The 10,658-nt window shown below is 59.2% G+C and carries 11 protein-coding genes; 6 read left to right on the top strand and 5 right to left on the bottom strand.

Annotated features, from left to right (window positions below; genetic code table 11):
* Positions 1-1,000: 1,000 nt before the first annotated feature.
* From JHD59_RS20935 to JHD59_RS20920, 4 genes are all read left to right on the top strand, one after another.
* Positions 1,001-1,417, top strand: a complete 417-nt coding sequence (locus tag JHD59_RS20935; protein ID WP_199155674.1) for a DUF1484 family protein — start codon at positions 1,001-1,003, stop codon at positions 1,415-1,417.
* Between the two features lie 75 nt (positions 1,418-1,492).
* Entirely contained in the window at positions 1,493-1,885 is a 393-nt protein-coding gene (locus JHD59_RS20930) for a DUF1484 family protein (protein ID WP_199155673.1), read from the top strand.
* Between the two features lie 193 nt (positions 1,886-2,078).
* Positions 2,079-3,287, top strand: a complete 1,209-nt coding sequence (locus JHD59_RS20925; protein WP_199155672.1) for a Xaa-Pro peptidase family protein — start codon at positions 2,079-2,081, stop codon at positions 3,285-3,287.
* Between the two features lie 673 nt (positions 3,288-3,960).
* Complete coding sequence (locus JHD59_RS20920) at positions 3,961-4,746, top strand: hypothetical protein (protein ID WP_199155671.1); 786 nt, start codon at positions 3,961-3,963, stop codon at positions 4,744-4,746.
* 135 nt (positions 4,747-4,881) lie between these two features.
* Here JHD59_RS20920 and JHD59_RS20915 read toward each other — a convergent pair whose 3' ends face one another.
* The 3 genes from JHD59_RS20915 to JHD59_RS20905 all read right to left on the bottom strand — a co-directional run bounded on the left by JHD59_RS20915 (position 4,882) and on the right by JHD59_RS20905 (position 6,790).
* Complete coding sequence (locus tag JHD59_RS20915) at positions 4,882-5,337, bottom strand: hypothetical protein (RefSeq protein ID WP_199155670.1); 456 nt, start codon at positions 5,335-5,337, stop codon at positions 4,882-4,884.
* A gap of 66 nt (positions 5,338-5,403) precedes the next feature.
* Positions 5,404-5,862 (bottom strand): RICIN domain-containing protein, encoded by a 459-nt coding sequence (locus tag JHD59_RS20910; protein ID WP_103317314.1) that lies wholly within the window; start codon positions 5,860-5,862, stop codon positions 5,404-5,406.
* 427 nt (positions 5,863-6,289) lie between these two features.
* On the bottom strand, positions 6,290-6,790 hold the full coding sequence (locus JHD59_RS20905) for a DUF2867 domain-containing protein (protein WP_199155669.1): 501 nt from the start codon (positions 6,788-6,790) through the stop codon (positions 6,290-6,292).
* Positions 6,791-6,952: 162 nt separating this feature from the next.
* Between JHD59_RS20905 and JHD59_RS20900 the strand changes: the two genes are divergently transcribed.
* Positions 6,953-7,417, top strand: a complete 465-nt coding sequence (locus JHD59_RS20900; protein WP_199155668.1) for an antitoxin Xre/MbcA/ParS toxin-binding domain-containing protein — start codon at positions 6,953-6,955, stop codon at positions 7,415-7,417.
* A complete protein-coding gene (locus JHD59_RS20895; protein ID WP_199155667.1) occupies positions 7,414-7,857 on the top strand; it encodes an RES family NAD+ phosphorylase in 444 nt (147 codons plus the stop codon). The genes JHD59_RS20900 and JHD59_RS20895 overlap by 4 nt, the downstream gene beginning before the upstream one ends.
* 59 nt (positions 7,858-7,916) lie before the next feature.
* Here JHD59_RS20895 and JHD59_RS20890 read toward each other — a convergent pair whose 3' ends face one another.
* Positions 7,917-9,353: a S8 family peptidase gene (locus JHD59_RS20890; protein ID WP_103317308.1), complete on the bottom strand. Its 1,437-nt coding sequence runs from the start codon at positions 9,351-9,353 to the stop codon at positions 7,917-7,919.
* A gap of 38 nt (positions 9,354-9,391) precedes the next feature.
* Positions 9,392-10,658, bottom strand: a 1,267-nt coding sequence (locus JHD59_RS20885) for a hypothetical protein (protein ID WP_199155665.1), incomplete at its 5' end; no start/stop codon positions are given.

The following is a 10,658-nucleotide window of genomic DNA, read 5'->3' as shown; positions in this document are numbered from 1 at the left end:
CCCCCCCCCCCCCCCCCCCCCCCCCCCCCCCCCCCCCCCCCCCCCCCCCCCCCCCCCCCCCCCCCCCCCCCCCCCCCCCCCCCCCCCCCCCCCCCCCCCCCCCCCCCCCCCCCCCAAAAAATTTTTTTTTCGTGCTGTCGTCGGCAGCGTCAGATGTGTATAAGAGACAGTAACTCACCTGAAGTTACATTAAAGCTACGCAGATTAGCAGCGGAGCTAAAATGGTAAAATTTTTTGGCATAATAGTAGAATCTATTTAGGATATTGTTTCATCAGTTTATTTTTCATGCTTTTGGCTTTACGAGCTTAGAATTTTTTACCCTCGTTCTTGATTGGGGGTATCGGTCACAATTTCTTCCATAACTGATGCCATTCTTCCGATAGATATTTGTACTGACCTTTCAGGTAGATGAAAGTGGCATCGTTGCCCATCAGACATGAAATGTAGCCTTTCGCAACTACTATCACCATCATGGTTTTTCCCTGCCTTCCCCCCACAAGCTACTAACCGTGATAAATCTTTTCCATGTGCGTAACGTCCTCCGCGGCGTGACTTCTGAATGCGTGGTCTTTTTCTTAATAGACCAACTGCACTGGCCAGATTGCGATTAGACTAATGTCGATATAGCTTTCGGTGTACCGGTTGGAAGAGCGCTTAATCACTCCCACTTTCCTAGACATCTCGTGAGCCTCTCTGGACTGCCCCGCCTCACCTGCTAATACGTACTTCTTCGCTTGCCTAGCAAGCCTCCCCACTAGATAATTACCCTGTGCCGTTCAATAGCGGCACCGGGATTGGCGTCCCGACGAATCTCGGCGGACTGCAGCGAAAGCTCCAGTCCTCACACCATTGCTGCGCGCAATTATGGCGGGCCTTGGTGGGAGCATCCTAGATGCGCCGGTTCCGAGATTCCGGTAACGCCAATCCCGCCTTGTGCCTGCCACCCCCCGATTGGCGTCGGAGATGCAGGTGAGCACCTAAATCTCGGAGAGCCTTACCATGACAAGCATTTCCCGCAGTGCGTCTCACTTTGCCGTACCCCACTCCACGTCGTCCCGCCAGCGCTGGCTGGTGCATTCCGGGATGTCTACCCACCCAAGCCACGCCAGCCTGTTGGCCATGGCCCAGCTGCATGCGGCGTTTGAAGCGCTGCAAGTGCTGCTGTCTCAGCCAGACCATGCAGACCTGCGCGCGCCGGTAGCCCAGCTGGCCCACCTGTGCCGGGAGATCGAGCACGCGGTGGTGGAGTCTGTTTGCCTGCTGGCGCAAAGCCAGCTGGGCCTGCAGGCTTTGCTGGACCTGCTGTCTTGCCTGGGTGAGGACATCCGCCTGCCTTCCAGCCGGCTGAAGGAGCTGTTGCAGCCGGTGGATAAGCAGATCACCGCCTCGCTTGGCTTCCTGAGCAAGGTGCTGTAAGCCATCCGCGCTGGCCGGGCCTGCCCGGTGCGGGCCCGGCTTTTTTCTCTTGTCCTTCTTTCCGGAGGATGCGCCATGTGCCGCGTATTGACGCCCTCGCTCCGCCTGCGCCGCCGCGCCTTTGCCCGCGCCCGCTGGCAGGGCGGCCGCCCCATGCCCGCTTACGCCTTGCCGCTGGTGGAGCTGAACCAAACCTTTGCCCAGCTGCAGCCGCTGCTGGCCAAGCCCGCCCATGCGGACCTGCGCCTGCCGGTGGCCCGGCTGGCCAGGCTGTTTGCCCAGCTGGATGAAACCATGTGGGAAAGCGCCCACACCCTGGCCCACGCCACCAACCGTCTGCAATCCCTGCTGGACATGCTGCGCCTGGCCAACAAAAACGCCCTGCCGGCCCACCAGCTGTACAGCCTGCTGATGCCGCTATATCAGCAGCTGCTGCAGGCGCGTTATCAGCTGGAAATGACGCAGTAAAAGCGGGCGCAAAAGGCAAGCCAGCCAGGCCATTGGGCCAGTTCAGGCACTTTTTTGGCCTGAACCACTCCGTCTGCGCCATGGTTGGCCGCCTCTCCCGTTTGCCGCGCCCTATGCTCAAGTCATGCACGCTCAAACCGCCACGCGGTCTGTACAAGCCGGACAAGTGGCGTATTACAGAGGAGGCAGCAAGATGATTTACGATTCCACGCATTTTGAGGAAATGGCCCGGCGCGACCAGGCGCTGCGCCAGCAGCTGCGCGAGGCGGGCATCCGCCATTATCTGGCCCTCAGCACGGACAGCCTGTATTACCTGTCCGGGCTAAGCTTTGAGCCGCTGGAGCGGCCCTTTTTCCTGCTGCTGGAGGTAGAAAGCGGCCGCCGCCATCTGCTGGTGCCGCAGCTGGAATTTGCCCATCTGCAATCGGCCTGGGGCGTGGAGTGGCCGGACATCCACAGCTACCGGGAATACCCGGCCCCCAAGGGCGAAGACTGGCAGGCGCGGCTGCTGCCGCTGTTGCCGCCGGACTTTGCCTTTGACGCCAACGCGCCGTGGCAGCTGGCCACGGTGCTGCAAGCGCTGGGCGGCCACGCCTGCGCCGCGCTGGACCGGGTGCGGCTGGTAAAGTCGGACTGGGAGATTGCCCGGCTGGAACGCGCCGCGGCTTACGCGGCGGAAGGGGTAAACCGGCTGCTGGCCCGCGCTTACGATGGCATGTCCGTGGCGGAAGGCTATGCCCTGGGCCCGCGCCTGCTGCGCGCCATCATCCAGCATGAACACCACTTTGACCCGCTGTGCACCAAGGTGCTGCTGGCGCCGTGGCCGGCGCCGCTTAGCGCCCAGCCCCACGCCATCCCCCGCCTTGGCCAAAGGCTGCAAGGCGGCCCGCATGTGGTGATTTGCGTGGTGCGGCTGGACGGCTACACCGCGGAGTGCGAACGCACCTTCTTCACCCGCCCGCCCACGGCAGAAGCGCAGGATCGCTTCAAGCTGATGTGCCGCGCCCGCAGCCTGGCGGAATCTCTGCTGCGCCCCGGCGCGCCCTGCGAGGTGATTGATCAGGCGGTAAATAGCTTTTTGTCCGAACAAGGCTTTGCCGACTGGCACATCCGCCTGCACCGCACCGGCCACGGCCTGGGCCTGTCCAACCACGAAGGCCCGTGGCTGGCGGAAGGCAGCGACGACGTGCTGCGCGCCGGCATGGTGGTATCGATAGAACCCGGCCTGTATCTCGATAAAGAAGGCGGCTACCGCCATTCCGACACCTACGTCATCACCGCCAACGGTGCCCGCTGCCTCACGCTGGACGCGCCCACCAGCCTCAAAGCCCTCACCCTCCAAGCCCCGCGCCCCCTCTCCCGCGCCCAGGGCTACTTTGTGCGCAAGGCGGTATCGGCCTAAGCCGATTCAAGCGTAAAACCGCCCACCCAGCGGATGCGGGGTGGGCGGAACGCATCCATCGGCGGGTGTGCCGTGTGCCCACACTAGATCATGCTTTGCATTCATCCATTGCGCTACGAAAGCGCTAGATCATTGATTTATCAATAGCTTAATGGCTATTATTGGATTCAGATTACATTCATTTTCCATTCATTGGCATGGCAGCATTGAGTTTTGAGTCCTTATTTGAGATAGCCAGAACACGGCTCAGCTGTCGCATCTCATACCTTTGTCTTGGCCAGCCGTATTAGCCCATCCTCTCCACATAGACAATCTCACCCTCCATACACGCCGCACTAATACATTGCGCTTATTACAACTCTTCCAACATCCATTAAATCCAAACCCTAAAACATTAAATATAAATTAGCGAAATATTGATTCTTTATTTCATGCATTCACTTATCCCATCCTAGACTATTCAAAATCAGGCTATCACAAATCCAGATAAAGATATTCGTCGCAAGTAGTACGACAACGGATCAATTTATTTCCTGATTGCATACTGTTCTATCGCCCTGTTTCAGCCACATCCACCCCACATTATATTGGCGGCCAAACAAAGCCAGATCCTGGCAATAAAAGGAGGATGGAGATATTGCAAATATCTTATCCAGGATAAAGCGGGGCTAACATGTCTAAACTCGGAAGGTCTATTATTATTGACCCAGCCGCACTCAAGCAGGAGAATCAAGACAATTTGATTGAGGATTTATATCCTATTCATGCAGAAATCTTCGATGGCGTCAGCAAACCGGATTTTGCCAATTATGTGGTCAAATCCAGCGCGCCTCACACACGCATCTTGCTGCACCGTGACCAGCAAGAAAATATCGTCGGCTATTGCGCCATACATTTCTTTGAAGAACAGATGGAAGGCCAAGCCGTCACCATCATTCGCATGGAGGCCGGGCTAAAGCGGGAATACCGTCGTGGCAACCGCAATGCGCCATTTGTGATAAGCCAGCTGCTGGGCTACCGTTTGCGCCAACCGCTGCGCAAAATCTACTACCTGGGCGCGCTGGTCCACCCATCCAGCTTCATGCTGCTGAGCAAGTACGCGCGCCAGGTCTGGCCCAGCGCGCGCTACCCGGACGACAGCCGCTACCAACGCATCGCTGCCCACCTCACCCAAGCCTTTCGGCTGCAGCCGGTGGCTAACTCGCAACCTGGCGTGGTGCATGTGGGTTGGCGCACCCGCGACGACGAGGCAGACCGGAAAAAATGGGCGGAAATTCCACACCAAGCGGCGCAATTCTATTTAAGCCGCAACCCCGGCTACGTGGCCGGCCATGGCTTGCTGACGCTGGTGCCGGTCAATACGGCTTGCGTATTGCATGCCATCCGATCCCTGCTGACAGACCGCTGGACGCGATTGTGGCAACCGCGCCAAAGTGGTAGGGCCGCCAGGGCACATTAAGGCCCGCTGCGCGCCCATAACCGATGCGCAAAAGCCAGTCCCACTAGATAGCGGGTCTGGCTTTTCTTATCCAACATGCCAATGCTCTTGGCACTTGCACGCACATGGCCACCACGCCCTCTGCAACTGCTTGACTCAGGCGTAGTTTGCAGCGGCCTTGGGCCGCACCACGGTGAAGGGGCGCAGTATCCACTGCGGGTAGCGGTCGAAATCCAGCTCGGTCAATTCCAGCGGACGCAATTTATCGGTTCCGGCGCACAGGCCAATCGCCAGTGTGGGGTCGGCATAACTGATGATATCGCCTGGAGCGGAGAAGATATCCCAGCGTTGTTTATCCTTGTCCGCATCATCCAACAGCTGCATTTTCAATGGCGAGCCTAATTCGATTTGCTCTGCGCCGATAACCAGCTGATTGCCGCTGGTGGCGAGTCCAAACAGCCCGCTGACAAAGTCCACATTGAATAGGGCCAACATATTTCCCTGCAGCGGCCGCAGCACCAATGGCGCGCCTTTCATGGAATCTTCAGCGCACAGCGCTAATTCTGGGTTGTCGGCATAAGTAATAAAGAAGGGAACACTGGTGAAGGACATCCATACCTCCCTGACGCAAGACAGGGAGGGAGCCAGCAGCTCCACTCCCAGTGCCAATGCGTGGAATTAAGCTTGTTCGGCGAACAGCAGTTCCGAGCGCTGGGCCGAAGTCAACGGCTTGAATGCCCATTGCTGAGCCGGCGAGGCGTTGAATTCATACAGCCAGATCAGGCTGCCATTGCCGCCGCGGTCCTTGTTATCGATCACCAGGTTGGGGTTCTGACGATTCAGGATGAAACCCGGGCGGGTGTAGAAATCCCAACGCTGGGTCATAGAGGCCGAGTTGTATGGCTTCAGCACCAGCGGCTTGCCGCTGGCCAATTCGCTGATATCCAGCACCAGTTGGTTGCCGCTGGTGGCCAGACCAAACACGCCATTTTCAAAATCGATGTTGAACAGGGACAGGAAGTTGCCTTGGATTTGGCGCAGCGACAATTGGGAGCCGCTCATCGAGTCATTGGCAGTGATGCCCATGGCGGTATTTTGGCTGTAGGTAAGGAAATAGGGAAAAGAAGAGAAAGCCATTTTTAGATACCCTCAATTTTGAGCCAGCAATTTACTGGCCTTGTAGCTATAGCAGAGGTTTTCTCTCAATCAAGCTTATTCACTCTAAATTTATATCTAAAAATGATTGCAAAATAAAAATCCTTTTAAATCATGCAAATAGCCCATCCAGGTACAAACACCTATTTTTCTTTACATATAGACTATTCAAACAATCACTTCCATCTAGCCGATTAGATTATTAGTCCCAATCCGATAAAATTATTAGGACAGAAAACACGGTGCAAATTTAAATGGATATATTTCCAAGAAGTACATCTTGCATATTTCTGAATATCAATCTCACTGTTAATTTTGGTGAGCATTCCGTCTGTCCATGGTTTAGGAATTGATCCCTTCCAACCTCGCACTCGATAATCGGCACTAGGTCTAATCATGCCGCCAGACATCACTGAGACTGCAATGCCGCCGCCATCCGCCTGCCGGATGCGCCGGCAATCAGGTAGTGCCAGGGCGTCACCCAGGCGAGATAACCGCGGCCCAATAGATTGTGCGGCCGCACCAAGGTGGCTATGTGCAGCCATCCAGGCTGCCATTGCAGCACCAGCCGGAAATCCAGATGACGATCATCCTGCCCCAGCACTACGGCATGCTCCCCCAAGTACAGGATGCCGAATACCCCTAGCTGTTGGCCGATATGGAAAGGCCCTTCGGCGCGCCGCATCGCCACCTCTGCGGTTTTCAATCCCAGCGGCGACACCAGCCGGTCGCGCAGGCACATCAGCCATTGCGCCCATAGCGGCATGGCAGTGGAGAAGGCGAGCAGCAGTTTGCTGGCATCTGGCGGCGGCAGATCGCGCCGCAGCGGCAGGCTGCGGATATCCTGCCAGGGATAGCGCCCGGCCTCGGCCTTCAGCAGAGGGATATCCTCAAACTCATTGCGCGTCATGATGGGTCGCTCAGAACAATGGAATGGCGCTAGTTTGCCATTGATCCGTCTATCGTGGTTTGGAGGTGATGACATCCCGCGTCCTTCCCCACTCGGCCTTCCCGCTTGCGTCATTTTGGCAAAATGCCGATACTAAACAGGCAATTGCCCATGGAGGCCGACATGTCCCAACCCTTGTTCAAACCTTCGCCCCCTGCGCTGCCGGAACAGCCGAGCGGCCCGGCCTTACGGTTTGCCCATCTGTCCCGCATCATCGGCCAGCCGCTGCAGTCCGACCTGGAAGTGGCGCGCTACGTGGCCAACGGCGCAGATACCGGGCTGATCGAGCAACTGACCGGCCAAGGCCTGACGCGCAAGGAGCTTGAGTTTGTGATTCCGGCGCGCACGCTGTCCCATCGCATCAAGAAACACGAAAAACTCAGCCGCGACGAATCCGAGCGCGGCGTGCGCATCGCCAGTCTGCTGGCGCTGGCGCAACAAGTATTGGGGGAGGAAGCTACCGGCTGGCTGCGCCAGCCGCTGCGGCGCTTCGACAACGCCAGCCCGCTGGAGATGGCGCAAACCGAGCAGGGCGCGCGGCTGGTGGAAAACCTGTTGATCCAGATCGACGAAGGCTACGTTGCGTGATTGGCTGGCGCATCAGCCATTACGCAGACCTGAACGGATTGGGCGGGCTGCGCGCCGACGGCCGCTGGCACCACGCCGGCCGGCCCATCGTCTATCTGGCGGACCATGCCGCCAGCGCCATGCTGGAAATGCTGGTGCACAGCGAATTGCGCCGGCTGCCTGCCAGTTTTCAGCTGCTGAAGGTAGAGCTGCCAGACGACAGCCTGCTGGACCTGGACCCGGCTGCACTGCCGCCGGACTGGCGCGCCCGGCAGGAGGAAACCCGCAGGATGGGCGATGACTGGCTGGCGCAGTCGCCCAGCGCGCTGCTGCGGGTGCCCAGCGCCCTGGCGATGGACGGCCAAAACCTGCTGCTGAATCCGCAGCACCCGGATGCGGCGCGCTGCCGTATCCTCCAGATGATAGACGCGCCGCTGGACACGCGGCTGCGCCAGCCTTGAGCCAAACCAAAATAAAAAACCGGCCGCCAGGGCCGGTTTGCTTCTTCAAGACGCGACGATCAGCGATAAGCCTGAGCCGCTTTCACCGCCGCAGCGGCATCCACCAGGCCGGCGGAGCAGCCTTCGCAGCTAGCCGCAGGTAGGCGTGCCGTTTGCACCAGCAACTTGCGGGCGGCCTTCCAGTCAAGATTCGGATTGACCGACAGCATCAGCGCAACCAGCCCGGCCACATGCGGCGTAGCCATGGACGTGCCTTGATAGGCCGCGTAAATATCGTTGCCGGGGGCGGTCTTGCCATCATTCAGCGTGGAATAGATGCCGGGATCGACCCCTTGATCACCGCCCGGCGCCGTTACGGCCGTCAATGCGCCATAGTTGGAATAGGACGCAATGCCGCCGCTCTTGCCATTGGCTGCAACGGTAATCACGCCAGGGCAACTGGCCGGAGCAAAGTCTCGCGTATTGCGGGTGGCGTTGCCTGCCGCCACGACCACAATGCCGTTATGCGCGGAAACCTGCTGCAACACATCGCGGTAGGTCTGGGTGCACGGCTGAGCGCCGCCCAGCGACATGCTGATCACCCGCGCCGGCGTAGTATTGGCAGGCAAGCCTGGTATGGCGCCGCCCACCGCCCACAACATGGCGTCGGCGATGTCGGCATCGGTGCCGCCGCAGCGGCCCAGCACACGCAGTGGCAGGAGCTTGGCCTGCGGCGCCACACCGGTCAGACCTTGGCCGTTACCTGCTGCCGCGGCGATGGTGCCCGCCACATGGGTGCCGTGCCAGCTGCTGGGGGATGCATCGGTGCCTGGGCCACAATCGCCTGCCGCCGCCCAGTCGCCCTGATCCAAGGCATTGGCCTGGCGCGCCGTCCTGCCATCCGGCCCCACCGCAAGCCGGGCAGAAGCGGGGTCGGACACAAAGTTGTAGCCAGGCTGCAGCAGATTGGCCGTCAGATCCTTGTGCGGGCGGTAACCGGTATCCAAAACAGCCACGGTAACGCCTTTGCCTTGGGTAATGTCCCAGGCCGCGGGCAGGTTCAAGGAGCCCGGCTGGCTGGCGCTATCTTGCATGTCCCATTGCTGGCTGCCGTACAACGGGCTGGAAGGGACAAAGTTAGCGCGCTTGATGAAGTTAGGCTCAGCGTACTCCACCGTTGGATCCTGCTGCTTGATACGCTTGGCCAGCTCCTGCGCCTGCCCGGCGCTCAGCTTCTGGCTGCTATTGAACACATAGGCGCCGGTTCCCATCTGGTGGTCGAATCGCAAAGGCAAGCCGGTGATCTGCTGTACTTGCTGAGTGCGCTGGGCAAAGTCCGCGGGACGGGCGGCCAGGGCCTGGCCACGCGGCAGACTGGCCGCTTGCCTGGCTAGCTGCGCCTGCGAATTTTGCTTGTACTTGACGATGATGCCAGCGACAGCCGGGCCGTTGGGCGCAGCTTGGGCGGCCGTTATGCCGAGGCCTGCCAGCAGCAGGCCGGAAATCAAATGATGCATTTTCACGGAAAGCTCCTTCAACTTGCTATGCGGGCCGTTCAGCTCTTCAGGAATGGAATGGCGGTCAGATTGGCTGGCGCTTGGCCACCACCTGCAAACGGGCTGCCCCAGGTAACGAACTTGCCATCCTTGGCCACCGCCAGGAAACCACCCAAGCCCGTGCTGTAAATGGCGCGGATATTCCGCAGCTTGGCCTGCGCCGCCGAACTGTCGCCGCCATGCGTGGGCGAACCCCAGGTGACCACAGTGCCATCCTTCTTCAACGCGGCAAAGGCATAGTCATTGGAGAACAGGGCAATCACATTATTCAGCTGGCTCTGCACTGCGGAGCTGTCGCCGCCACGGGTTTCATCACCCCAAGTCACCACCGTGCCATCAGCCTTCAGCGCGGCGAAGGCCGTTTCTGTGCCAGCGATAGTCAGCACATTGGTAAGCTGTGCTTGCACATTGGCCACATTATTACGCTGGGAATCTCCCCAGCTAGCCACGGTTCCGTCCTTCTTCAACGCGGCAAACGCTGTCTTGCTGGCAAACACCTTGGCCACATTGGCCAGGCCGCCACTAAAACCGCTCAAATCGCTCCCACGGTCGAACATCGTGGTGCCAATGGTGGAAACCACACCGTTCTGGCTCAGCGCGGCAATCACATTGCTGTTGCTGAGCAGTGCAAGATTGGCCTGCGGCATCGGCTCGGTGCCGTCATACAGACCGGTCGTGGCGTTATCGAAGTTCTGACCCCAAGTCACCACGCTACCGTCCTTCTTCAAGGCAGTGAAGCTGTAATCTGTGGCATAGATTTTGGCAACATTGGTCAGCTTGGCTGCTACCGGTGTGGTGTCGCCGCCAGAGGCGGGATCGCCAAAGGCGAATACCGTTCCATCCTTCTTCAACACCGCCACCGCGCCTTCGGTATAGCTGACGTCAGCGATATTGCTGAATTGCGCCAACGTTGCAGGGGTAAAGAAGGAGGCGATCGATGAAAAACCACCCTCGCCATCGAAAGTCTGTTCCAGATTGCCCCAGGCCGTGCCGCTGCCGTCGCCATTGAGCGCGACAAAGCCGCGCTTGACAGCCCAGACATTGCTCACCTTGTTCAAGGGCGCCACCGCGCCGGTGTAGTCAGCGCTGCCCGCGCCGCCCTTGCCGGCATAGCTACCGCCGGAAGCCGGGCGGCCCCAGGTCACCACGGTGCCATCGGACTGCAACGCGGCCCAGGCGCGCTCGCTACCGACCACCTTAACTACATTTTGCGGCTGGACCTTCAATACCGACGTGTCGCCGCCCAAACGGCTGCTGCCCCATACC

This window comes from Chromobacterium sp. ASV23, assembly GCF_016428945.1.
In the GTDB taxonomy this organism is placed as follows: Bacteria; Pseudomonadota; Gammaproteobacteria; order Burkholderiales; family Chromobacteriaceae; genus Chromobacterium; species Chromobacterium sinusclupearum.
This window is presented reverse-complemented; position numbering and strand designations above follow the sequence as displayed.

Bases quoted from the DNA above. Each gene is read 5' to 3' on its own strand.
- JHD59_RS20935 (WP_199155674.1), top strand. From the start codon at position 1,001: ATGACAAGCATTTCCCGCAGTGCGTCTCACTTTGCCGTACCCCACTCC.
- JHD59_RS20930 (WP_199155673.1), top strand. From the start codon at position 1,493: ATGTGCCGCGTATTGACGCCCTCGCTCCGCCTGCGCCGCCGCGCCTTT.
- JHD59_RS20925 (WP_199155672.1), top strand. From the start codon at position 2,079: ATGATTTACGATTCCACGCATTTTGAGGAAATGGCCCGGCGCGACCAG.
- JHD59_RS20920 (WP_199155671.1), top strand. From the start codon at position 3,961: ATGTCTAAACTCGGAAGGTCTATTATTATTGACCCAGCCGCACTCAAG.
- JHD59_RS20915 (WP_199155670.1), bottom strand. From the start codon at position 5,337: ATGTCCTTCACCAGTGTTCCCTTCTTTATTACTTATGCCGACAACCCA.
- JHD59_RS20910 (WP_103317314.1), bottom strand. From the start codon at position 5,862: ATGGCTTTCTCTTCTTTTCCCTATTTCCTTACCTACAGCCAAAATACC.
- JHD59_RS20905 (WP_199155669.1), bottom strand. From the start codon at position 6,790: ATGACGCGCAATGAGTTTGAGGATATCCCTCTGCTGAAGGCCGAGGCC.
- JHD59_RS20900 (WP_199155668.1), top strand. From the start codon at position 6,953: ATGTCCCAACCCTTGTTCAAACCTTCGCCCCCTGCGCTGCCGGAACAG.
- JHD59_RS20890 (WP_103317308.1), bottom strand. From the start codon at position 9,353: ATGCATCATTTGATTTCCGGCCTGCTGCTGGCAGGCCTCGGCATAACG.